Here is a 22,386-nt window from a genome sequence, read left to right as displayed (position 1 = left end):
ACGGTTGCAATGGGAGATACCAAACGCGGCCGTGAACGGAAAGGTCGAAGCAAGCGCGAGCAGCGTCGTCGAGCGGACATGGAGCGGGCGGCCTCGACGCGAGAGGAGGAGCTCGACTTCGACCAGCTCTATGACGAGGAAATCGAGCTGTAGTCACGGCATCGCGTTGGACCAGAATCATTTTTGCCGGCGGTAACCTTCTGATGGTATGGATCGCCGGCGGCTTCTCCAGACCGTAGCGGCGGGCACAGCAGTTCTCGCCGGCTGTTCGAACACCAGCACGGAGTCGACAGCCACGCCCGCGTCGACACAGACCGGAACGGACACCTCGCTTCCGGGCGGCATCTACGTCCAGTCGTTCCGCGAGTCGATGTCGATGCAGGGCGTCACAGCGGCCGGCCCCTACGAGGTCGCGTTCATGTACACCTCGCCGCACGTCTTCTGGAACATGACCGGCCGCGACCGGTCGCGGACGCCGCGGTCGGGTGATATCCACGCGATGGCGGTCGTCTGGGACCGCGACACCGGCCGTATCGTCCCCGAGACGGGACTGTCGCTCACCGTCCGGCGCGACGGCGAGCTCGTCTCCGAGGAAGTCATCTACCCGATGCTCTCACAGACGATGGGGTACCACTACGGCGGGAACTTCTCGCTTGCCGACTCGGGCGAGACGCCGACCGACGGGGAGTACACCGCGCGCATCTCGGTCGGCGGCGTCCCGGACGGCGTCGAACTCACCGGCAGCTACGCGGGCCGGTTCCGCGAGCCGGCGACCGCAGACCTCGATTTCTCCTTTACCGAGACCGACCGCGACGAGGTTCGCTCCGAGTCCATCGACCAGGCCGGCCAGCCGGGGGCGCTCCGACCGATGCAGATGGAGGGCGTTCCGCAGGCGACCGCACCAGCCGTCGACGCGCTTCCGGGCACCGTGTTCGGGACCCCCAACAGCGACGACGCGATACTCGCGACCGGGGCGGCTCCCGCCCGCGCCGACGGCGGCGACACCTACCTCTACGTCTCGGCGCGCACCCGCTACCACGGGATGGTGTTGCCCGCGATGGCGCTGTCCGTCGAGCGGGGCGGCGAGACGGTCGAGCTCACGCGGACGCTCGACCCCGAGTTGGGCTACCACTACGGCGCGAGCGTCCCCGCGCTCGATTCGGGCGAACAGCTCCGGGTCGTCACGGACGTACCGCCACAGACCGCCCGCCACGAGGGGTACGAGCGGGCGTTCAGACAGATGTCGCCGGTGACGGTGACCGTCTGAATGCGGCGGCTCGTCGTCGCCGTCGCGCTCGTGCTCGTGCTCGCGAGCGTTCCGCTCCCGGTCGCCGCACACCTGAACCACGTCACCGCGGGCACACAGCAGACGCCCGACGGAACGGTCGTCGTCGAGTCCAGCTTCGCGTCGAACGACGGCTATCTCACCGTCCAGCGCGACGACGGCGGCGAACCGGGGGAGGTCATCGGCGTCACCTCGATACGGAGCCAGCGGTACCGAATCGACGTGGGCATCACCATCGACGACGCCGTGTGGGCGGAGTGGGAGACACAACCCGTCCACGTCGTCCTGCGGCGCGACGACGGCGACGACGAGTTCGACCCCGAGGACGACCCCGTCGTCGAGTCGTTCGGCTCGGCGGCCACGGAGCGGCTGACGGTCGCGAAGGGACCGCAGGCGGTCGTCACGGCGAGCGAGACACTGAACCCGGACGCCGACGGGACGGTGACGGTCCGGCGGGCGACGCTCCCCGAAGCCGGCCATCTGGTCGTCCAGAACGCGACGACCGGCCGGACGCTCGGAACGACACCGCTCGACGCCGGCACGCACGAGTCGGTGACGCTCGCCGTGAACGCGACGGCGCGGGCTGACGCCCACGTGCTGTTGGCCGACGACGCCGCAGGGGAGTCGCCGATGCTCGCTGGCGAGAGCCCGATTGCGACGAACACCACCATCGCCGCGCCCCCGGACGCCGGCGAGAGCGCGACCCCGACGCCGCCGCTCGTCACGACGCCGAGTGAGACGGTCACGGCGACCGAGACGCCACGGCCAACCGGGACGACGACGGGGAGCCAGCCCGGATTCGGACTCTTGGCCGCGGCGGGGGCACTCGCGCTCGTACTCGCCGGGGTCGGTCGCCGATGACCGGCGACACCCTCTTTTCGGCGCGCGACCGAGGGGGTGAGGATGGCGACGGTCCTGCTCTCGCTCCTGCTCGGCGTCGGCACGGTAGCCGCGGGGCTGGTCGTCGCGGTGGCGCTGGCCGCGCTGCTCCAGCGCCGGTCGATACCGTATCTGCTCGTCACGCTCGCGCTCGCGACGGTGTTCGCGCGGGCGCTCGTGGGGGTCGCGCTCGCGCTCAGCGTCTTCCCCGACCAGACGCACCACACCCTCGAACACGCGCTCGACGCCGTGATGGTCGGCCTCGTCATCGCGGCCGTCTACACCGCCCGCCGCGGAGGTGTCGGTGAGTGACGAGCACGCGCGACCGTATCGCCGCCCGCATCCGCAGCGACCCCGGCATCCACGTCAACGCGCTCGTTCGCGACCTCGACCTCGCGCCCGGACAGGTGCAGTATCACCTCCGCCGGCTGGACGTGGTCGGCGACGAGCAGTTCGGCCGCACCCACTACTACCCGCCCGGCTACGACGCGTGGGAGCGGGCGGCGCTCGCGCTCCTGCGGCGGGAGACGGCAGCCGACATCGTCGCCGTCCTCTTGGACGAAGGGCCGCTCACCGCGACCGAAACCGCAGACCGCGTCGGCATCGCGGCCTCGACGCTCTCGTGGCACCGCGGTCGGTTGGCCGAGGCCGGCCTGCTCGCGAGCGAGGACGGGCGGCTCGTCGTCCCGGAGCCGGAGCGGACGGCCGCGCTGCTCGACCGCGCGGACCCGTCGATTCCCGAGCGGCTCGTCGACCGGTTCACCCGGCTCGTCGACGACCTGCTCGACTAGACGGTCGGACCAGAATCGGTTTTTGCCGGGAGCGCCTACCTCGCGCAATGAATCGACGCACCCTCCTGCAGGCCGGTGGCGCGCTCGGAGCCGCGGCGCTTGCCGGCTGTTCGAATCTCATCTCGACGCAGCCGGCCGGCAATCCACCCGTCATCGATGACCGCCCCGCCGCGGTCTACTATCCGACCCACGTCGAGGGGATGGACATGGTCGGGATGGGCGAGAGCGGCGACTACCGGTTCGGGCTGATGTACTCGTACCCCCACCGGTTCTGGAACGTGACCGGCACGGAGACGACGCGCACGGGTATCGGCTCCGGCGACGACGTACACATCATGGCGAGCGTCTGGGACAGCGAGACGATGCAGGTGCTCCCCGACACGGGGCTGTCGCTCACCATCCGGCGCGACGGCGACATCGTCTTCGAGGAAGTCGTCTACCCGATGCTCTCACAGCGGATGGGCACACACTACGGCGCGAACGCCGGCCTCGACGGCGACGGCACCTACGAGGTGACCGTCTCGGTCGGCGGGATGTCCACCCGTCGAACGGGGGCGTTCGAGGGCCGGTTCGGAGAGCCGGCGAGCGCGACCATCGAGTTCGACTACTCGCAGGGAGCCCGCGACGGTCTCTCACGGGAGCTAACGCCGGACCGCGCCGGCGAGCGTGCCGCGGTCGACCCGATGGACATGGAGATGATGCCCACCGGCACCGCGCCGGCGCGCGACTCCCTGCCCAACGTCCGCGGCTCCGCGACCAGCGGCGACGCCGAGTTCGTCGTCGGGACGCTCGACTCCCCGCCCGCGGGTATCGACGGGTCGGACACCTACCTCTATGTCTCCCCGCGGACACCGTACAATCAGATGACGCTTCCCGCGATGACCGTCGAGGCGGCGACGGGCGGCTTCGACGGTGAACTCACCCGGACGCTCGACTCCGAGTTGGGCTACCACTACGGCACCGTCGTCGACTCGCCGGGCGATTCGGTGACGGTAACCCCGACGGTCCCGCCACAGACCGCCCGCCACGAAGGGTACGAGACCGCCTTCCTCGCGTTCGACCCGATGGAGGTGTCGCTGTGACCGACGGTCGGAGCCGCCGGCAGGTGCTGAAGGCGGCCGTCGCGGCCGGCGGCGCGGCGAGTCTCTCGGCCTGTCTCGACGCGATAGGGGAGGAGTCGGTCGACCGTCCGACCGGGACCGACGACCTCTCTACCCTGCCGAATCGGCAGTTCGCGTGGGACGACGTGGTGCGCCACGACGAGTACGGCAACGAGCAGCTGCCGCGCCACCAGATACTGCTGTATCTCACGCTGGAGCGCGACGGCCAGCCGACCGACGCCGACAGACGACAGGTCGAGCGCGCCTTCGGCTCCCTGAATCGCGCCTTCGAGTGGAGCCACGAGGGCGTCGTCTGGTCGGTCGCCTACTCACCGGCGTACTTCGACCGCTACGACGAGTCGCTACCCGAAGACATCGACTGTCCGCCGCCACACTCGCTGTCGCCGTTCGAACAGCCCACCTTCGACGAGCAGGATATGCTCGTCCACCTCGCGAGCGACCACGCCGACGCCGTCATCGCGGCCGAGGAGGCGCTGCGGGGCAACCGCGAGAGCGCAAACGGCGTGGAGTTCGACGCCTCCCTGTCGGGCGTTGCGAGTCTCGCCAGCGACGCGGACAGACGCACCGGCTTCGTCGGCAGCGGGATGCCCGCCGACCGGCAGTCGGACCTCGAAGGGGTGCCAGACGACGGGCCGGTCCCCGACGCCAGCCCGCTGTTCATGGGATTCAAAGCCGGCTTCGCGCAGAATCAGGCCACCGAGGACCGCGTCACCATCCGATCGGGACCCTTCGCCGACGGGACGACGAAACACGTCGCGCGCATCCGCCAGCGACTGGACGACTGGTACGGCGAGCAGAACTTCGCGGAGCGGGTCGCGGAGATGTTCTCGCCCGAACACGCCGACGAGGGGTGGGTCGAGGGGATCGGCGAGAACCTGGGCGACAACTCCCGCGTGGACGAGACGCTCGATACGATTCGCGAGCAGGCCAGCGAGTCGGGCCGCGTCGGCCACGCACAGAAGGCCGCCCGCGCCAACCGCGACGAGGACGGCAGCGTCAAACTCCTGCGCCGGCACTTCGAGTCGACCGACGAGAACGTCGCCTCACTGCATTTCCCCTCGCTCCAGCGCGAGATGAGCAGCTTCGACGCCGTGCGGGCAGCGATGAACGGGACCGACCTCACCGAGGCGACGCCCGTCATCCGCCAGCGCGTCAACAACGGCATCCTGGAGTACATCTTCGTCGCGAACCGCGGGAACTGGCTCGTCCCGCCGCTATCGAAGCGCGCGCTCCCGCGACCCCGCTAAAGCAGCGGGACGAACCGGACGCCCCCGTGGTCGGTCCGGTCGCGAATCCCGCCGTCCTCGCCGACCGTCACCGCGGTGAGCCGCTGGACGCCGCGACCGACCGGAGCAACGACCGTCTCGCCTGGTCGGGTCTGGTCGAGCACCGCCTCGGGAATCTCGGACGCGGCACAGGTGAGATACGCGGCGTCGTAGGGGGCGTGCTCGGACCACCCCTCGCGGCCGTCGCCCTGCCGGACGCGCACGTCGTAGCCGAGTCGGGCGAGTCGAGCGCGCGCCTCGTCGGCGAGCGAGTCGTGATACTCGACGGAGAACACGTCGGCTCCGAGTTCGGCCATGACCGCAGCGTGATAGCCACAGCCGGTGCCGATTTCGAGGACGGCGTCGCCCGGTTCGGGGGCGAGGAGGTCACACATCACCGCCACCATGTGCGGCGCGGAGATGGTCTGGTCGTCGCCGATGGGAAGGGGCCGGTCTGCGTACGCCTCGCTCGCCCGCGCGTCGGAGACGAACTCGTGGCGCGGGACGCGCTCGACGGCGTCGAGCACGCGGTCGCTCGCGTCCGTTCGCGCGGCGAGCCGTTCCCGGAGCCGGGCGCGTTCGGTCGCGTACTCCCCCATTGTCGGCCTACCAGGCGGACCACGCCGTGGTCTTCTCGTCGCGGGCGTACACCCGCTTGAGGTCCTTCGCGAGCGCGGCGTCGCCGGTGTAGTGGTACTGTTCGCGGTCGTAGCGGTCGATGCCGTCGCGGACGACGAAGCTCGTGACCGTGAACTTCTCGTCGCCGTACTCGACCGTCTCGTCGATCATGAACTGCTCGTCGCCCGGCACCTGAAGCTCGATAGAGCGCGTCTCCTCGCGCTTGCCGTCCTTCGGATTGACCGTCACGTTCACCGTGACGTTGCCGACCGCGCGAGTCCACAGCGTCCCCACGTCTTCGAAGCGCGCTTCCTCGACGCGGCCCTCGTCGGTCTCGATGGAGGTGACACGCACCTGCATCAGCGCCTCGGGCGCGTCGAGCAGGAACTCCTGGCCGACCTCGAACTGCTCGTCTGGGTCGCCGCTGTGGCGCGCGGAGAAGGAGTCGCCCGACTGCGAGACGACGACGCGGCGTTCGATGCTCTCGTCTTCGGGGAGCGACTCTTTGTGGACGTGGCCACATTCGCCACACCGGACGGTGGCGGGGTCGGCCTGCTTCAGTATCTCGTGTGCGGTCGGCCCGTCCGGCGAACACGACGGACAGGCGAGCGCGACGCGTGACTGGCTCATTACCGGTAGTTCGTGTGTGCGCACAAAAGCGCGTGGACTAGCCTACCGTGCGCGAAGCGCCCGCACACCTTCGCTCGTCGTCGTGAAGACGATATCGTCGGTGAGGGTGAGCGGCGCGGTGAGCCCCGGCTGCCGCCACAGTCGAGAGCCACCGTCTCGCGTCAAACACACCGTAGTCTCGGTCGTCGGGACGAGCACGCACGCCGTCCCGGCGACCACCTGTCCGTCGATATCGCCGGCAAGCGAACGCCGCCAGCGCTCCGTTCCGGTCTCGGCGTCGAATGCAATCACGACCGGCCCGTCGGAACCGTTCACCGCGTAGTAGAGCGTGTCGGCGGTCGCACTAACGCTCGGGTCGGCACCGCCGGGGACACCGGCGTTCCAACTGTGGCCTGCCTCGGTCGCCGCCGTGGCGTCGATTCCACCAAAGAAGGCCTCAACGGCGTACATCGTCCCGTCGCGGAGACACAGTTCTGTAGGGAAGTCATTGCCAGGGCGTGGCGGCTCGCCGAGTCGGTCGCCGGTGGTCGCATCGAGCGTCCAGTAGCGCGAGTCGCGGGAGCCAGAAGAGATGCCGACGCGGTCGTCCGTGGCGAACAGTCGGGGCTGCCACGGGTCGGCGATGTCGGTTCGCCACCGAACTTCGCCGTCGGTGTTGAGGGCGACGACGGTCGGTGTGTCGCTATCGGCGACGTAGTAGCTCCCGCGACTCGCGGCGACGAAGCCGCTCCGAGTTGGGGTTTCGACGCGCCACCGCTCGGTGCCGTCGGGTGAGAACGCCGCGAGTTCGCCGTCGAGAGGAACGTACAGTTGGTCGCTCGCGTACCACGGCGCGGCGACGGCGTCGCCGGGGGAGGCGGTCCAGCGCTCCTCGCCGGTGGCACCGTCGAGCGCGGTGAGCGTTCCGGTCGTGGTTCCGAAGTAGAGCGTCTCGTCCACCAGTATCGGCTGGCTCGCCGCACCGTCGGTCGCTGTGGACCACAGACCCTCGACCGACTCGGTCGGTCCAGCTTCGGTCGTCGCGTTCGACAGCCCGGCGTCGTGTGCGGGCATCGGCCACTCGCCGTCGATAGTTGAGGGTGAAGTTAGTGTCGGGGACGTGGGACGGTTCGCCGTACAGCCTGCAACGGTAACCGCCGCGACGGTAGCGAGAAACGACCGCCGGCGAGACGGAGACATAGCTGTGCGTTCGCCGACACGAGTAAATGCTTTCTGTGGCTACTGCCGCGAGAGGGACTGACTCACGTTCGGCTGATACTTATATGGGTTCGCGACAGCCCGTCGGCTACGGTGACTGCGCTCACTCGCGTACGCGAGCAGTACAGTCGTGACGCACTGCGTAACGAAATCGTTTGACTCGACCAGTGGCGGTAGCTCACTCCGGCTGCGGGAGCGAAATCTCCTCGCCGTCCACGTACACCGTCGGGTCCCGGATGACGCCGTCGGAGTGAATCGGCGCGTCGGTGTCGCCGCCGATGGAGGCGTTGTCGCCGACGGCGATGTGGACCGTGCCGGCCGCCTTCTCGTCTAAGAGGACGGAGCCGACGAGGTCGGTGACGGCGACGTTCGTCCCGATTCCCAGTTCCGCGAGGTTGTAGGCGTCGCGCCCGACGTCCTCGCTGGCGCGCTCGAATTCCGCGGCCACCTCGTCGTCCGAGAAATTGGTGACGTAGCCGTCCTCGACGGTCACCTCGACGGTGTGACCCTCGTCGAGCAGGCCGTGCGGGCTGATGGTGCCGTCCACGACGTACGTGCCCGAGGCCGTCTCGGGAGCGATGAACACCTCGCCCGCCGGGAGATTCGAGAAGTCGCCCGGCTCGTGGATGATGCCGGTGTCGTCGTGCCACTCGCGCTCGCCCGGCTCGACGGTGAAGTCGGTGCCGTTGTCCGCCGTGATGCGGATCTCCTCGGCGTCGGCCACCTGTTCGAGCATGGCGGCACACTCGGCGGCGATCTCCTCGTAGTCGGCATCAAGCCCGACGGTGAACACCTCGTCGGTGATGCCGGGGAGGGTCGCGCCGCGTGCTCCGGCCTCGCAGGCGGCCGAGCGAGCGCGCGTGTGCGAGAGGGATTTCGTCGTCGGGGCGAGGAAGGTGTCGGCCTCGCGCATCGCGGCGGCGACCGGCTCGGGCGGCTCCTCGGCGTGTTGCTCGCGGGGCGGGAACTGGACGATGCTCGCGTCGTTCGCAATCTCGCTCGCGGCCTCGTACAGCGCGCGGCCGATGGGTTCACGCTCGTCGTCGGTGACGACGAGACACGTCTCGTCGGGCTGGAGGGCGAGACACTGCTCGACGGCGGTGCGGGCGGGCGCGGAGCGGTCGGTCATGGTTCTCGTTGTCACGCACGGGGTTCAACACTTTCGGAGCGGCCTCGAAACGATTAACGGCACACCACTGCGAGTAGCGCGTATGATTCAGGTCGGCGTCAACGGCTACGGAACGATTGGCAAGCGGGTCGCGGACGCGGTCGTGGCCCAGCCGGACATGGAGCTGGTCGGCGTCGCGAAGACCCGCCCGAACCACGAGGCGGAAACCGCCGTCGCGAACGGCTACGACCTCTACGCCGCCATCCCCGAGCGGCGGGAGCTGTTCGCCGAGGCGGGCATCGAGGTGGCCGGGCCGGTCGAGGACCTCGTCGCCGACGCGGATGTCGTGGTCGACGCGACACCCTCGGGCATCGGCGCGGAGAACAAGTCGCTGTACGAGGAACACGACACGCCCGCGCTGTATCAGGGCGGCGAGGACGCCGACCTCGTGGACGGGAGCTTCAACGCCCGGTCGAACTTCGAGGCGGTCGAAGGAGCCGACCACGTCCGCGTCGTCTCCTGTAACACGACCGGACTCTCGCGGCTGCTCGCACCGCTGCAGGAGGCGTACGGCGTCGAGAAGGCGCGCGTCACGCTCGTTCGCCGCGGCGGCGACCCCGCCCAGACCGGTCGCGGTCCCATCAACGACACCCTGCCGGACCCGGTGACGCTCCCCTCCCACCACGGTCCGGACGTGAACACCATCTTCCCCGAGTTGAACATCGACACACTCGGGATGAAGGTGCCCGCGACGCTGATGCACACCCACTCGGTGAACGTCCAACTCGAAACGGTGCCGACCGCCGACGAGGTTCGCGAGCTGTTAGCCGACGAATCCCGGCTCTTCCTGATTCCGCCCGAACACGACATCGACGGCGCGGGCAAACTCAAGGAGTTCGCGATGGACCGCGACCGCCCGCGGGGGGACATCTGGGAGAACGCGGTCTGGGAGCGGTCCATCTCCGTCGAGGACGACGACCTGTATCTGTTCCAGGCGATTCACCAGGAGTCTGACGTGGTGCCGGAGAACGTCGACGCGGTGCGTGCCGTCCTCGGCGAGACGGACGCCGAAACGTCCATCCAGCGGACGAACGACGCGATGGGTCTCGGCTTTTGATTGTCACTCGTTGACACGGACAGAAGGCTTTTCCACCGAACTCACCTATCCGTGTGTATGCGAAGAGACGACCGCGACGACCCGTTCGACGATATCTTCAGCGAAATCGAGCGCATGATGGAGGAGATGACGGGCGAAAACGTCGACATCTCCGCACGGTCCAGCGACGCCGGCTTCGGCGCTGACGCCCACTTTTCCGTCTACGAGGAGGGGGACACGATTCGGGTCGTCGGTGACCTTCCCGGCATCGAGAAAGACGACATCGACATCCGGTGTGACGGCCAGACGCTCACCGTCGCGGCCGACACCGCCCACCGCCAGTACGAGGAACACCTCGACCTCCCGGCGCGCGTGGACGAACACACCGCCAGCGCCTCGTTCAACAACGGCGTGCTCGACGTGACCTTGGAGCGTCTCGACACCTCGGCCGACATCGGATTAGAGTAGCTACAGTCGCCGAATCAGCGCCGCCAGCCGGTCGTAGAAGTCGGACTCGTACTTCGTCGCCGTATCCACCGTGGGTCGCGCGTTCGTCTCGTTGACCACCGCACCCTCCTCGGTGGCGAGGATGTCGACGCCGAGCCAGTCGATACCGAGCGCCCGGGCCGCCTGTTCTGCCAGCTCGCGGAGGTCGGCGTCGAGGTCCACCCCCGTCGCCTCCGCCCCCCGGTGGACGTTGTGTTTCCACCGACCCTCGGCGAGACTCCCCTCGGGGAGCCGCCGCTCGACCGCGCCGACGTAGTCGCCGTCGACGGTCATGACCCGGTAGTCGCGCGCGTCGGGGAGATACTCCTGAATCAGATACGAGCGGTCGCCCGTCGCCCGGTAGTCGTGGACCAACTCGAGATAATCCGTCACGCCGAGCAGGGAATCGAGGTCGGAGACCTTCGCGATACCCGTCCCGCGGGTCGTGGAGTTCGGCTTCACGACCACCGGCGCGTCGAACCGCTCCCAGACGGCTTCGAGGTCACCGTCGCCCACGGGGTTCGAGACGAGCACCGACTTCGGAGTGGGAACGTCGGCGGCCGAGAGGCGAGCGAGCGCGCCGGCCTTGTTGCGCGACCGGAGGATATCCTCGCGGCCGTTCACCCACGGCACGTCAAGCATGGCGTCGGCGACGCCACCCTCCATCAGCCGCGAGGGGAAGACGAAGCCGGCGTCGAACTCGCCGAGCGAGCCGTCGAGCGGGAGGGTACGCTCGGAGACCCGGACGTGTTCGGCGTAGATGTCGCGGTTGGCGAGCGGCTGGCGGATGCGGGCGAGCGTCTCGGCGTTCGTCGCGACGGCGAGACGGATGTCGGCGGACACACCCAACCGGACGGGCGCGACCGGTATGAAATCGACGGCCCGGCGAGCCGGCGGCTCGCGGGCGTGAGTGACGGCCCGCCCGACCCACACGAGCCCATCCACCGTGTACCAAACGGCGGTCGGGTCGGGGCGGCCGTACCGACTCCTACCGCGAGTGGAGCAAAAAGGTTGTGACGTTTGTGCTAAGACAAGTCAGCTTGTCCTACAGCTCGTCGGGCGTCGGGACGCCGTCGTCGGTCACGTCGAGTTCGAACTCGGCTTCCAGCCGCTGGATGCGGTCGCGGATATCGGCCGCGAGTTCGAACTCCAGGTTCGCCGCCGCGTCGTCCATCCGGGCTTCCAGCGACTCGATCAACGCCTCGGCTTCGTCCGTGGTGTCGGCCTCGAGGTTCGCCGCGCCGCCGGTGTCCGTCTTCGAGCCGGGGAGCGAGGTTTCGCCGACCTCCTTGTCGATTGTCGTCGGCGTGTAGCCGTGCTCCTCGTTGTACCGCTCCTGGATCCGACGGCGGCGCTCTGTCTCCTCGATGGCGTCGAGCATCGCGTCGGTCATCGAGTCCGCGTACAACACGACCTGTCCGTTCTCGTTTCTGGCCGCCCGCCCCATCGTCTGGACGAGCGTCGTCGTCGAGCGCAGGAATCCCTCCTGGTCGGCGTCGAGGATGGCGACCAGACTCACCTCGGGGAGGTCCAACCCCTCGCGCAGGAGATTGATGCCGACGAGCACGTCGATGTTGCCGAGCCGGAGGTCACGGATGATTTCGTGGCGTTCGAGCGTGTCCGTCTCGTCGTGCATGTACGACACCGAGACGCCGGCCTCCTCCAGATACTCGGTGAGGTCCTCGGCCATCCGCTTGGTGAGCGTCGTGACGAGTGCGCGCTCGCCGCGCTCGATGCGCTCGTCGATGCGGTCGAGGAGGTCCTCGACCTGTCCCTGCGCCTCGGTCACCTCGATTTCCGGGTCGACGAGGTGGGTGGGGCGGACGATCTGTTCGACGATTTGGCTGGAGTGCTCGCGCTCGTAGTCGCCGGGCGTCGCGGAGACGTAGAGTCTGCGGTCGGTCTTCTCGGTGAACTCCTCGAAGGTGAGCGGGCGATTGTCGTAGGCGGTCGGGAGCCGGAACCCGTTCTCGACCAGCGAGTCCTTGCGGGACTTGTCGCCCGCGAACTGGCCCTTGATCTGGGGGAGCGTCTGGTGGGACTCGTCGACGACGGTGAGGAAGTCGTCGGGGAAGTAGTCGAGGAGCGTGTACGGCGGGTCGCCGCTCTCGCGGTCGGACATGTGCAGCGAGTAGTTCTCGATGCCCGAACAGTAGCCCGACTCCCGGAGCATCTCGAGGTCGAAGGTGGTGCGCTCCTCGATGCGCTGGGCCGCGACCAAGTCGCCCTGTCGCTCGAAGTAGTTGACCCGCTGTTCCATCAGCTCCTCAATCTCGCTCGTCGCCTCCGCCAGCGTCTGCTCGGGGATGGAGTAGTGTTCCGCGGGGTGAATCATCACGGCCGGTTCCTCGCTTTTCACTTCGCCGGCGACGGTGTCCACCTTCGTCAGCCGGTCGATTTCGTCGCCCCAGAACTCCACGCGGACGGCGTAGCGGCCGTACATCGGGAAGATTTCGACCGTGTCACCCCGCACCCGGAAGGTGCCCTGCTGGAAGTCCACGTCGTTGCGCTCGTAGTTCAGGTCGACGAGCTCCGCCAGCAGTTCGTCGCGGTCGATTCGCTGGCCGCGGTCGAGTTCCAGCGACAGTTCGGTGTAGTTGCCCGGGTCACCCAGCCCGTAGATGGCGGAGACGGAGGCGACGACGATGACGTCGTCGCGGGTGAGCAGCGACCGGGTGGCGGAGTGGCGCAGCCGGTCGATTTCGTCGTTGATGGAGAGCTCCTTGTCGATGTAGGTGTTCGTCGACTCGACGTACGCCTCGGGCTGGTAGTAGTCGTAGTAGGAGACGAAGTACTCGACGGCGTTGTCCGGAAACAGGGAGCGAAACTCCTCGTACAGTTGAGCGGCGAGGGTCTTGTTGTGGGCGATGACGAGCGTCGGCTGTTGAAGCTCTTCGATGGTCCACGCGACGGTGTTCGTCTTCCCGGAGCCGGTGACGCCGAGCAAGGTCTGTTCGGTCGCGCCCGACTCGTAGCCGTCGACGAGCTGTCGGATGGCGTCGGGCTGGTCGCCGGCGGGGTCGAAGGGGGCGTCGACCCGAAACGGCTTCTCGGCGTCGGGACGGTCCGGACGCAGGGGTCCGGTCTCGGCGTCGCTCATTGTGCGAGCGTAGGCGTGGCGGCTACTTCAGGCGTGCGGCCGGGGACGCGTCCACCCTGCCGGCACGGGACGGGTGAGCGAATCGCGCCCGCGAACGCGGCGTCCGACCGCGCTTGAGGCGTAGTTTTTTCTCCCCGGCCGGAAGCTATCGGGTATGCCATCGAGACCGCTCGCGGAACTGCAAGCGCAGGTCGGGGATACCCACCGGACTGCGACCGACCTCGCCATCGAGCGCGGGAAGGTCGCGGAGTTCGCCCGCGCCATCCACGACCCCGCCGACATCTATCTGGACGAGACCGCCGCCAAGGAGGCGGGCTACGAGACGATTCCCGCGCCGCCGACGTTCACTCGGACCGCGGAGTTCCCCCGGTACGTCCCCGACGACGAGGGGTTCGACCTCGGCTTCGACCCCGCACGCGTCATCCACGGCGAACAGGCCTACGAGTACGAGCGCCCGCTGTACGTCGGTGACACGCTCACCGGCGACACTACCCTGACGGACGTGTACCAGCGCGACGGCGAGGGCGGCGGGACGATGACCTTCGCCGTGCTCGAAACCGCCTTCACCGACGAGTCGGGCGAGCTAGTGCTCACCGCGACCGGCACCTCGATCGAGACGGGCCAGGCCATCTCGGAGGGCGACGAATGAGCACCGCCTACGCCGTCGGCGATACGTTCACCGAGACGACCGGTCCCGTCGACCGGGCGGACTTCGTGAAGTACGCCGGCGCGAGCGGCGACTTCAACCGCATCCACTACGACGAGCCGTTCGTCACCGACGCCGGGTACGACTCCGTCTTCGGACAGGGGATGTTCACCGCGGGCGTCGCCTCCGGGCTGGTGCGTGAGGTGTTCGGACTCCACGCGCTCGCCGAGTTCGACACGCGGTTCGTCGCGCAGGTGTGGCCCGGCGACACCCTCACCACGACCGTCGAAATCGAGGCCATCGACGAAGGAGACGACGAGAGGCGAATCGAGGCGTCCGTGACAGTGGTGAATCAGGACGACGAGCCGGTCATCACGGGGAACGCGGTCGCGGTCCAGTAAGCGGAACACCGAACACGCAGGCGTCCGTAGTGGGAGTATGAGCAGCAGCGACCGACGCATCGCGACCCTGCTTCCCTCGGCGACGGAAATCGTCTACGCGCTGGGAGCGGAGCCGGTCGCCACCTCACACGAGTGTGACCACCCGCCGGCAGCCGCGGGCAAGCCGAACGCCAACCGGGCGCGGGTCGACCCGACGGCCGAGGCCGGCGAAATCGACGCGCAGGTACAGGAGGCCGACGACTCCGGCGGTGTCTACGAGATTCGCGGCGACGTACTCGCGGAGGCCGCGCCGGATATCGTCGTCTCGCAGGGCATCTGTGACGTGTGTGCCGTCGACGAGGTGCTCGTGCGCGATGCCATCGAGGAGTACGACCTCGACTGTGAGCTGTTGACGACGGACCCACACTCGCTCGCGGACCTGTATCGCGACATCGAGCAGGTGGGCGAGGCGCTGGGCCGCGAGGAGCGCGCCCGCGAACTCGTGGACCGCCTCCGGTCGCGCGTGGCGGCCATCGAGTCACGCGTCCCGGACCGGGAGCCGAAGCGCGTCGCCGTCTTCGACTGGACCGACCCCGTGATGGTCGCCGGCCACTGGATACCGGGGATGGTGGAGCGACTCGGCGGCGAGTTCGGGTTACAGGAGCAGGAGGCAGCCTCCCGCCCGCTGGAGTGGGACACCGTCCGCGAGTACGACCCCGAGGTCGTCGTCGTCGCACCCTGTGGCTTCGACTTGGAGCAGACCCACGAGAATCTGGGCGACGTGACCGGGCGCGACGGCTGGAACGAGTTAACCGCGGTCCAGAACGACCGCGTCTACGCCGTCGACGGCCACAGCCTGATGAACCGGCCCGGCCCGCGACTGGTGGAATCGCTGGAGGCGCTGGCGTGGTGTCTCTATCCCGAGGAGTTCGACCGACCAGCCGGCGACGTTGCAGAACAGCTCTGAACAGCGGATGCGACTCACCGACGAGGCCCGTGGGGCGCTTTTCACACACGCTCGCGACGGACGACCCGAGGAGGTGGCTGGCGTGTTGGCCGGGCCGGATTCGGAGACGGTGACGCGCGTCGAGCGGGCCGAGAACGTCGCCGACGACCCCCGGCGACGGTACGAACTCGACCCCGTGGAGCAGGCCGAGATTCTCGACGCAGTGGAAACGCGGGGGGAGACGGTCGTCGGCTTCTACCACTCACACCCGCGTGACCCGCCGGTGCCGAGCGCGACCGACGAGCGGCTGGCGACGTGGGACGGCTACGTGTACCTCATCGTCTCCCCGGACGAATCGTCGCTCGCCGCGTACCGCTGGACGGGCGAGCGGTTCGAGTCGGTCCGACTCGACTAACTGTCTCGGGGGTCTACAGCGGGCGTGAGCGAGCCAGCCCCCGTCCGCGCGGAGGTCATCCACGTCGTTGCGCCCGACGAGTTCGACGAGTACGAGCTCCAGCCGGAACTGACCGAGCGCGCGACCGGCAAGTACCTGCTCGTCTGCCGAAAAGGTGGGTCGCCCTCGTGGTTCGAGCGCGTGAAGATGTTCTTCCGGCGGGAGGCCATCGAGGCCATCACGCTCATCAGCGAGGAGCCGCGCGAGGAGGGAATCGACATCGACGTGACCGTGAGAGAGACCGACCTCCACGGCGTGTACGAGGTCGTCTCGGAGCGTTAAATCGCACAGCTGTCGGTGTACTCCACCTCGTGGACGGAGTCGATACCGTCGCCACAGACCGGACAGTCGGGCCGGCGCTGGATGGGTACCTCGTCGAAGCTGGTGTCGCCGGCGTCGTAAAAGAGCAGTCGGCCGTCGAGGGTGTCACCGTACTCGAGCGCGAGCTTCAGCGTCTCCGTCGCCTGAATCGAGCCGACGACGCCCGGCAGGACACCGAGGACCCCGACCTCGGCGCAGTTCGGAACGGTCCCGGGTTCGGGCGCTTCGGGAAACAGACACCGGTAGCAGGGACCGTCCCCGCCCTCGAAGGTGGTCACCTGTCCCTCGAATCGGAGAATCGCGCCGTGCGTGAAGGGAATCCCGGCGAGCGTACAGGCGTCGTTGACGAGATACCGGGTCGCGAAGTTGTCGGAGCCGTCGACGACGATGTCGTAGTCGGCGATGAGCGACTCGACGTTCTCGCTGGTGACGCGCACCTCGTGGGGGTCGACGGTCACGTCGGGGTTGAGTCGCTCGACGTAGCCGCGTGCGGAGTCCACCTTCGGGGTTCCGACGTCGGCGTCGGCGTGGATGATCTGCCGCTGGAGGTTCGACCGCTCCACGACGTCGTCGTCGGCGATACCGAGCGTGCCGACGCCCGCGGCGGCGAGGTACTGGATGACCGGCGAACCGAGCCCGCCCGCACCGATACACAGCACCCGCGAGTCGAGGAGAGTCGACTGTCCCTCGGGCCCGATTTCGTCCATGATGATGTGTCTGGAGTAGCGGTCGAGCTGGGTGGCGTCGAGCGAGAGTGACATACCTCGACTCGGGGCGACGACCACCTAAACGCGTCCCCCGACACCCCGACGACGGGACCGTCTCCCGGCACTCACAGAGCAGTGTCCCACAGAGAGAATTCGTATTCCCATATAACTTTTTTGGCGTGTTATTATGGGCCACCCGGTATTAGTACGAAGTGGATTATGGTCCAACCAACGGATACGCAGTCGCTAATCCTGTGGGTCGGAACGGCCCTCATGGCACTCGGTACCGTCGCGTTCATCGCGATGGGCTGGGGGGAGAAGAACGAACGAAAACAGGAGTTCTACATCATCACGATCTTCATCACGGCCATCGCGTCCGTGTCGTACTTCAGTATGGCAACGGGCTATGGCCTGATCGAGGTGCCGGTGGGTGGTGAGACGCTCGATATCTACTGGGCACGCTACGCTGACTGGCTGTTCACCACGCCGCTGCTCCTGCTCGACATCGCACTCCTTGCGGGCGCAGACCGCAACACCATCGCGACGCTCGTCGGTCTCGACGTTGCGATGATTCTGACGGGTCTCGCAGGTGCACTCGCGCGCTCCAGCGCGCTGAACCGTATGCTCTGGTGGGGAATCAGCACTGCCTTCATGATTGCTGTGCTGTTCTTCCTCGTCCGCACGCTGAGTGGACAGGCGGCACGCAAGTCCAGCGCCGTCGCGGCGACGTTCTCGAAGCTCCGCACGATGATTCTGGTGTTGTGGTCGCTGTACCCCGTCGTCTGGGTGCTCGGCACCGAATCCACCATCGGCGCACTGACGCTCACACAGGAGACCATCGCCTTCGCCATCCTCGACGTGACTGCGAAGGTCGGCTTCGGCTTCGTCCTGCTGCGCAGCCGTGACGCACTGGAAGACGCGTCCACGTCCGCACAGGCCGCCGACTGACGAGTCACCGCAGACAGCCGTCTTTTTATTTCTTCCACGACGACCAGCCGTATGGCCGTTCCCTCGTATCTGGGGTTTCACCTCGTCTTTCTGGCCCCGTTCCTGTTCATCCTCCTCTTGTCGGTGTGGGTGCGCCAATTCCGACTCCCTCGCGCTCGGGTCCAGTGGGCTGGTATCGTCATCCTCGCGACCATCGCGCTCACCTACACCATCCCGTGGGAGATTCTCCTCATCGGGAAGGGCGTCTGGTCGTACGGCGAAGGGGTCGTCCTCGCGCGGTTCGTCAACATCCCCGTCGAGGAGTTGCTCTTCATCCTCGTCCAGCCGTTCATCACGGCGCTGTGGCTGTACCAGTTCGTCGAGACGACCGACCGGCCGCTCGCGGTGTCGCTGTCGAACCGACTGATCGGTGCGCTCGCCGGCTTCACGATTAGTGGCGTCGGCATCTGGCTGTATCTCGGCGGCGGCCAGACGACGTATCTGGGTGCGCTACTCGGGTGGGCCGGCCCGGTGCTCGCGATTCAGTGGGCGTTCGGCTGGCCGTATCTGTACGAGCACGCCAAGACGGTCGTCATCGGCGTCGGACTCCCGACGGTGTATCTGTGTGCGGCCGACATGGTCGCCATTACGCTCGGCATCTGGAAGCTGTCGCCGACCTACACGACCGGCGTGACCCTCGCCGGTCTCCCCATCGAGGAGGCGCTGTTTTTCTTCTTCACGAATCTGTTCGTCGTCCAGGGGCTCGTCCTCTGGCTGTGGGTGACCGACCAACTCGGCATCGACACCGTACCATGACGCTGTTTCCGCCTGCCGGTGGTGAGGAGACGGTCCGTCGGCTCACCTTGTGGCCCGGCTGGGCCTGCTGTGGCCTGCTCGCGCTCGCGTTCGTCTTCGACCCGCAGGTCCCCCAGTCGCTTCAGCTGGTGCCGCTCGTCGTCTCCGTCGTGCTCGTCGGACTTCCCCACGGCGCAATCGACCACCTCGTTCCCGGACGGCTGGGGTCCGTCTCGACCCTGCGCGGTGCCCTCGTCGTCGGTGGCGTGTATCTCCTCCTCGGGGTCGGCTACACCGTGGTGTGGTTTCTCGCGCCGACCGTCGGGTTCGTCTCGTTCATCCTCCTGACGCTGGCCCACTGGGGACAGGGTGATATGCACGCGCTCGTCGCCTTTGCCGGGGCGAATCACCTGTGTTCGGTGCCACAACGCGCGCTGGCCGCGGTCGTTCGCGGGGGCTTCCCGATGCTGGTCCCGCTTGTCGCGTTCCCGACCCAGTACGAGCGCGTGGCGCAACTCCTCGTCGCTCCCTTCGCCGGCGACGCATCGCTGCTCGCACCCGTGTTCACACCCGAGAGCCGGCTCGCGGTCGGCGTGGGATTCGGTGCGCTCGTAGCCGTTCATTTGGGCGTCGGCTACTGGCGGCGGGCGGGCGACGGGTGGCGGCGCGACGCCGGCGAGACGCTGCTGCTCGGGGCGTTTTTCACGACGGTGCCACCGCTGTTTGCCGTCGGGCTCTACTTCTGTCTGTGGCACGCGCTCAGACACGTGGGCCGGCTAGCACTGGCCGACGAGCCGTCGGTCGCGGCGTTTGCGACCGGCGACCTGTGGACGCCACTCCGGCGGTTCGCGTGGCAAGCTGCACCCCTGACGGCCGTTTCGCTCGCCTTCCTCGGCGTGTTCTACCTGCTGGTGCCGGAGCCGCCGACGACCGCCGCCGGCGTCGTCGGGCTGTATCTCGTCTTGATTGCGGCGCTGACGCTTCCACACGTCGGCGTCGTGGCGTGGATGGACGCGAAACAGGGGGTCTGGACGCGGCCCGTATCGGAACGCGCTTGAGGCGGACGGGAAAACCGTCGGTGTGAACGACGACCGGCTCCAGTTTCTGAGTCTGTATCTCGTCCGCTTTGCCGGCGGCTTCGGGCTGGCCGCCCTCACGACGCTGCTGCCGACGTACATCAATCTCTACGACCCGTCCGCGCTGTTGCTTGGGTTGTTCACGTCGGGGTATACGCTCGCCTCAACGCTCGCCATCGTCCCGTTCGCGTGGGGCGGTGACGCCGGCGACAAGCGGACGGCACTCGTCGTCGCCATCGGTATCGCGGCGCTCGCGTACACGGCCTTCGCCTTCGTCTCCGGGTCGTGGCAGTTCGTCGGCGCGCGGGCGATGCAGGGCTTTGCCGCGACGGGCGCGTCGCTGCTCTCACTCTCACTCGTGGGCGAACTCGCGCCGACGGGAGAACGCGCCAACCACATCGGGAAGGCGAACGCAGCGCGGCTCGCCTCGGGTATCGTCGGCGCGCTCTCGGTCGGAGCGTTGTACGAGGTGTACGGCTTCCAGACGGTGTACGCGCTGCTCGTCGCGCTGTTGGTGGTCTCGATGGTCGCCGTCGTCCTGTTCGTTCGGCCCGACCCCGTCCGTATCGAGGGGTTCCCGTTCACGTCGCTGTCGGTGAACGAACGACTCCGGACGCTGACGACGTTCCGCGGCCAGTACGCGGTCGCCGTCACGCTCGTCCGGACGTGGGTCCCTATCTACGCCGGCGTCGAGGTCGCACAGGGTGGGCTGGCCTATGCACCCTTCGCCGTCGGCGTCGTCATCACGGCCGAGCGGGGAGCGAACATGCTGTTTCAGCCGTACACCGGGCAACTCTCGGACAGATTCGGTCGGTCGGCGTTCATCGCACTCGGTGGCGCGGGCTACGGGGCCATCGCACTCGGAGTACCGTTCACGCCCGGCGTCGGCACCGCGCTCGCGCTCCCACCCGGGATTCCGGGGATGGAGTGGCTGGCCTCGACCGCACCCGTGCAGTGGGTCGGTGTCGAGAGTGCGGTCGCGGGGCTCGGCAATCTCTCGCCCGCATTTCTCCCCCTCATCGCGTGTAACGCGCTGTTGGGTGTCGCCGACGCCTTCCGCGAGCCGGCGAGCATGGCGCTGTTCGCGGACGAAGGCGAGAACACGGAAGGAGGCGGCGTCGCGTCGTCGTTTGGGATTCGGGAGTTCGTTTGGCGACCCGGCTCCATCGGCGCGCCGTTCGTCGGCGGCTGGCTCCAGACCAACGTCGGCATCGACTGGGTGTTTTATCTCGGCGGCGGGGCGGCCTTCTCTGCGGTCGCCGTCTTCGTGCTCGTGTTGGCGAGCCAGCACGGCGCGGGCGCGCTCCGGCGGTGGTAGCTACTCGTCGTCGAAGTCGATGGCCGTGGAGTTGATACAGTAGCGTTTGCCCGTCGGCTCGGGGCCATCCTCGAAGACATGACCGAGGTGCCCGCCACACTCTGCACACACCGTCTCGGTTCGGGTCATCCCGAGCGAGTCGTCCTCGCGGAACTCGATTGCGCCCTCGACGGCGTCGTAGAAGGAGGGCCACCCCGAGCCCTCCTCGTCGAACTTCGTGTCCGAATCGAACAGCAGCGCGCCACAGCCGGCACACCGGTAGGCTCCGTCGTCGTCCTTGCCGATGTACTCGCCGGAGAACTTCGGGTCGGTCCCCTGCTCGCGGAGAATCTCATACTCCTCCTCGGTGAGTTGGTCACGCCACTCCTCGTCGCTTTGCGGAATGTTGCTCATACCCCGTGTACGTGTTCGAGTTGCTTGGGTTCCGGGGGTGAGACGTGGTAGCAAGCGGTACGCTGAATACTCCCGGTGTACACGAGCGAGTATGCGAACAGAGGAGACGATTCGCGAGCGAATCGCCGCACTCGAAGCCGAGTACGACCGTCACGACCCGCCCGTCTCGCAGCTGGAAGACGAAACGGAGGTGGCGCTGTTGCGCGCCATCGAAGAACTGGAGTGGGTCCTCGAAGAGTTCGACGACGAGGATTTTACTCGGTAGATTACTCGATGTGGCCTTCTTCGCGCAGTTGCTGGGCGTCCTGCTCGTCGTAGCGCCACTCGATGTCGCCCTTCCCGTCCTGCCAGTCCCACGGCTCGATGAGCACCACGTCGCCCTCGTTAATCCACGTCCGGAAGCGCATCCGACCGGGGATGCGACCCATCCGTTCTTTTCCGTCTGCACACCGAACCTCGACGCGCCCGCCGCCCAGCATGTTCGTCACGACGGCGAACTGCTGGTTCTCGTCGGGCATCCGTAGGGGCTTGCGCCCGCCACTATCGTCACTCATTGTCGGTTGTACAGTGTCCAGCCTGATAAAGCGGTTGTCTCTGGCGCGAGCGCCGTCCCGCGACACGCCGCGGCTACCCGACCACGAACGGCGCGACGGCGAGCGTCAACAGCAGCGTCGTGAGCAGTGCGCTCACCGCGGCCGCGGCGAGCACGGTCACGGCCATGGACGCCTCGCGGTCGTCGTCGGGAGTCTCGACGTTCATCGACACGTATCTCACAAGTCCGGGTCGATAAGGAATAAAATTGCGTGGCCGACAGGCACGGCTGGTCGGTGGTGAAAGAAAGCCGGAA

General features: G+C 67.6%; 29 protein-coding genes. 19 read left to right on the top strand and 10 right to left on the bottom strand.

Features of this window, described 5'->3' with window-relative positions:
• The first annotated feature begins 9 nt into the window (after positions 1-9).
• Genes DM818_RS14940 through DM818_RS07075 form a run of 7 tightly spaced genes read left to right on the top strand, consistent with a single transcriptional unit; the run spans position 10 to position 5,323 of the window.
• Positions 10-153, top strand: coding sequence for a hypothetical protein (locus DM818_RS14940; protein ID WP_172977297.1), 144 nt, complete (start codon positions 10-12; stop codon positions 151-153).
• 55 nt (positions 154-208) lie between these two features.
• The gene (locus DM818_RS07100) at positions 209-1,267 is read left to right on the top strand and encodes a DUF7350 domain-containing protein (protein WP_153952487.1); all 1,059 of its coding nucleotides are present in this window, start codon (positions 209-211) and stop codon (positions 1,265-1,267) included.
• Complete coding sequence (locus DM818_RS07095) at positions 1,268-2,146, top strand: DUF7282 domain-containing protein (RefSeq protein WP_153952486.1); 879 nt, start codon at positions 1,268-1,270, stop codon at positions 2,144-2,146.
• Between the two features lie 42 nt (positions 2,147-2,188).
• The gene (locus DM818_RS07090) at positions 2,189-2,476 is read left to right on the top strand and encodes a DUF7471 family protein (RefSeq protein WP_153952485.1); all 288 of its coding nucleotides are present in this window, start codon (positions 2,189-2,191) and stop codon (positions 2,474-2,476) included.
• Complete coding sequence (locus DM818_RS07085; protein WP_075937427.1) at positions 2,473-2,955, top strand: winged helix-turn-helix transcriptional regulator; 483 nt, start codon at positions 2,473-2,475, stop codon at positions 2,953-2,955. The genes DM818_RS07090 and DM818_RS07085 overlap by 4 nt, the downstream gene beginning before the upstream one ends.
• A gap of 47 nt (positions 2,956-3,002) precedes the next feature.
• Positions 3,003-4,037 carry a DUF7350 domain-containing protein gene (locus DM818_RS07080; RefSeq protein ID WP_153952484.1) on the top strand — a complete coding sequence of 345 codons (1,035 nt, stop codon included), beginning with the start codon at positions 3,003-3,005 and terminating at the stop codon, positions 4,035-4,037.
• Positions 4,034-5,323, top strand: a complete 1,290-nt coding sequence (locus DM818_RS07075) for a DUF7405 family protein (protein WP_153952483.1) — start codon at positions 4,034-4,036, stop codon at positions 5,321-5,323. The genes DM818_RS07080 and DM818_RS07075 overlap by 4 nt, the downstream gene beginning before the upstream one ends.
• Here DM818_RS07075 and DM818_RS07070 read toward each other — a convergent pair.
• The 4 genes from DM818_RS07070 to DM818_RS07055 all read right to left on the bottom strand — a co-directional run bounded on the left by DM818_RS07070 (position 5,320) and on the right by DM818_RS07055 (position 8,915).
• Positions 5,320-5,940: a protein-L-isoaspartate(D-aspartate) O-methyltransferase gene (locus DM818_RS07070; protein WP_153952482.1), complete on the bottom strand. Its 621-nt coding sequence runs from the start codon at positions 5,938-5,940 to the stop codon at positions 5,320-5,322. The genes DM818_RS07075 and DM818_RS07070 overlap by 4 nt on opposite strands.
• A gap of 7 nt (positions 5,941-5,947) precedes the next feature.
• Positions 5,948-6,589 carry an HVO_0476 family zinc finger protein gene (locus tag DM818_RS07065; protein ID WP_075937431.1) on the bottom strand — a complete coding sequence of 214 codons (642 nt, stop codon included), beginning with the start codon at positions 6,587-6,589 and terminating at the stop codon, positions 5,948-5,950.
• Between the two features lie 42 nt (positions 6,590-6,631).
• Entirely contained in the window at positions 6,632-7,768 is a 1,137-nt protein-coding gene (locus tag DM818_RS07060) for an outer membrane protein assembly factor BamB family protein (RefSeq protein ID WP_079988905.1), read from the bottom strand.
• 196 nt (positions 7,769-7,964) lie between these two features.
• The gene (locus DM818_RS07055) at positions 7,965-8,915 is read right to left on the bottom strand and encodes an aminopeptidase (RefSeq protein WP_153952481.1); all 951 of its coding nucleotides are present in this window, start codon (positions 8,913-8,915) and stop codon (positions 7,965-7,967) included.
• An 82-nt stretch (positions 8,916-8,997) separates the two neighbouring features.
• Between DM818_RS07055 and DM818_RS07050 the strand changes: the two genes are divergently transcribed.
• Both DM818_RS07050 and DM818_RS07045 read left to right on the top strand, forming a co-directional pair.
• Entirely contained in the window at positions 8,998-10,011 is a 1,014-nt protein-coding gene (locus DM818_RS07050) for a type II glyceraldehyde-3-phosphate dehydrogenase (protein ID WP_153952480.1), read from the top strand.
• Positions 10,012-10,068: 57 nt separating this feature from the next.
• Positions 10,069-10,458: an Hsp20/alpha crystallin family protein gene (locus DM818_RS07045; RefSeq protein WP_075937435.1), complete on the top strand. Its 390-nt coding sequence runs from the start codon at positions 10,069-10,071 to the stop codon at positions 10,456-10,458.
• Here the strand turns inward: DM818_RS07045 and DM818_RS07040 are convergent, their stop codons facing one another.
• Both DM818_RS07040 and uvrB read right to left on the bottom strand, forming a co-directional pair.
• Entirely contained in the window at positions 10,459-11,307 is an 849-nt protein-coding gene (locus tag DM818_RS07040; RefSeq protein WP_123124628.1) for an ATP-grasp domain-containing protein, read from the bottom strand.
• Positions 11,308-11,521: 214 nt separating this feature from the next.
• Positions 11,522-13,576 carry an excinuclease ABC subunit UvrB gene (uvrB, locus tag DM818_RS07035; RefSeq protein ID WP_123124552.1) on the bottom strand — a complete coding sequence of 685 codons (2,055 nt, stop codon included), beginning with the start codon at positions 13,574-13,576 and terminating at the stop codon, positions 11,522-11,524.
• 154 nt (positions 13,577-13,730) lie between these two features.
• Here uvrB and DM818_RS15080 point away from each other — a divergent pair, with 154 nt between their 5' ends.
• Genes DM818_RS15080 through DM818_RS07015 form a run of 5 tightly spaced genes read left to right on the top strand, consistent with a single transcriptional unit; the run spans position 13,731 to position 16,284 of the window.
• Positions 13,731-14,225: an FAS1-like dehydratase domain-containing protein gene (locus tag DM818_RS15080; protein ID WP_197738612.1), complete on the top strand. Its 495-nt coding sequence runs from the start codon at positions 13,731-13,733 to the stop codon at positions 14,223-14,225.
• Entirely contained in the window at positions 14,222-14,623 is a 402-nt protein-coding gene (locus DM818_RS15075; protein WP_197738611.1) for a MaoC family dehydratase, read from the top strand. Before DM818_RS15080 ends, DM818_RS15075 begins: the two co-directional genes overlap by 4 nt.
• Before the next feature lie 37 nt (positions 14,624-14,660).
• Positions 14,661-15,569, top strand: a complete 909-nt coding sequence (locus DM818_RS07025; protein WP_075937437.1) for a cobalamin-binding protein — start codon at positions 14,661-14,663, stop codon at positions 15,567-15,569.
• Positions 15,553-15,963 (top strand): desampylase, encoded by a 411-nt coding sequence (locus DM818_RS07020; protein ID WP_233571979.1) that lies wholly within the window; start codon positions 15,553-15,555, stop codon positions 15,961-15,963. Before DM818_RS07025 ends, DM818_RS07020 begins: the two co-directional genes overlap by 17 nt.
• Positions 15,964-15,987: 24 nt before the next feature.
• On the top strand, positions 15,988-16,284 hold the full coding sequence (locus DM818_RS07015) for a DUF7526 family protein (RefSeq protein ID WP_075937439.1): 297 nt from the start codon (positions 15,988-15,990) through the stop codon (positions 16,282-16,284).
• Here DM818_RS07015 and ubaA read toward each other — a convergent pair.
• The gene (gene ubaA, locus DM818_RS07010) at positions 16,281-17,084 is read right to left on the bottom strand and encodes an SAMP-activating enzyme E1 (RefSeq protein ID WP_075937440.1); all 804 of its coding nucleotides are present in this window, start codon (positions 17,082-17,084) and stop codon (positions 16,281-16,283) included. The genes DM818_RS07015 and ubaA overlap by 4 nt on opposite strands.
• A 165-nt stretch (positions 17,085-17,249) precedes the next feature.
• Here ubaA and DM818_RS07005 point away from each other — a divergent pair, with 165 nt between their 5' ends.
• From DM818_RS07005 to DM818_RS06990, 4 genes are read left to right on the top strand one after another with little or no spacing between them, the layout of a single operon-like run.
• Positions 17,250-17,978: a bacteriorhodopsin gene (locus DM818_RS07005; protein WP_075937441.1), complete on the top strand. Its 729-nt coding sequence runs from the start codon at positions 17,250-17,252 to the stop codon at positions 17,976-17,978.
• Positions 17,979-18,029: 51 nt separating this feature from the next.
• A complete protein-coding gene (locus DM818_RS07000; RefSeq protein ID WP_075937442.1) occupies positions 18,030-18,773 on the top strand; it encodes a lycopene cyclase domain-containing protein in 744 nt (247 codons plus the stop codon).
• Positions 18,770-19,810, top strand: a complete 1,041-nt coding sequence (locus DM818_RS06995) for a Brp/Blh family beta-carotene 15,15'-dioxygenase (RefSeq protein ID WP_153952479.1) — start codon at positions 18,770-18,772, stop codon at positions 19,808-19,810. The genes DM818_RS07000 and DM818_RS06995 overlap by 4 nt, the downstream gene beginning before the upstream one ends.
• Before the next feature lie 22 nt (positions 19,811-19,832).
• Positions 19,833-21,146 (top strand): MFS transporter, encoded by a 1,314-nt coding sequence (locus tag DM818_RS06990; protein ID WP_123124555.1) that lies wholly within the window; start codon positions 19,833-19,835, stop codon positions 21,144-21,146.
• Here the strand turns inward: DM818_RS06990 and msrB are convergent, their stop codons facing one another.
• Positions 21,147-21,539 (bottom strand): peptide-methionine (R)-S-oxide reductase MsrB, encoded by a 393-nt coding sequence (msrB, locus tag DM818_RS06985; protein ID WP_075937445.1) that lies wholly within the window; start codon positions 21,537-21,539, stop codon positions 21,147-21,149.
• A gap of 91 nt (positions 21,540-21,630) precedes the next feature.
• On the opposite strand from msrB, the gene DM818_RS14935 reads away from it, so the two are divergent.
• Positions 21,631-21,804 carry a hypothetical protein gene (locus tag DM818_RS14935; protein WP_172967115.1) on the top strand — a complete coding sequence of 58 codons (174 nt, stop codon included), beginning with the start codon at positions 21,631-21,633 and terminating at the stop codon, positions 21,802-21,804.
• 1 nt (position 21,805) lies between these two features.
• On the opposite strand, the gene eif1A is transcribed toward DM818_RS14935, so the two are convergent.
• Together eif1A and DM818_RS15295 are read right to left on the bottom strand one after the other, a co-directional pair.
• On the bottom strand, positions 21,806-22,093 hold the full coding sequence (eif1A, locus tag DM818_RS06980) for a translation initiation factor eIF-1A (RefSeq protein WP_075937446.1): 288 nt from the start codon (positions 22,091-22,093) through the stop codon (positions 21,806-21,808).
• 73 nt (positions 22,094-22,166) lie between these two features.
• The gene (locus DM818_RS15295) at positions 22,167-22,298 is read right to left on the bottom strand and encodes a hypothetical protein (RefSeq protein WP_268891814.1); all 132 of its coding nucleotides are present in this window, start codon (positions 22,296-22,298) and stop codon (positions 22,167-22,169) included.
• Positions 22,299-22,386: the final 88 nt, after the last annotated feature.

Origin of the sequence: Halosegnis longus (assembly GCF_009663395.1) — an archaeon.
In the GTDB taxonomy this organism is placed as follows: domain Archaea; phylum Halobacteriota; class Halobacteria; order Halobacteriales; family Haloarculaceae; genus Halosegnis; species Halosegnis longus.
This window is presented reverse-complemented; position numbering and strand designations above follow the sequence as displayed.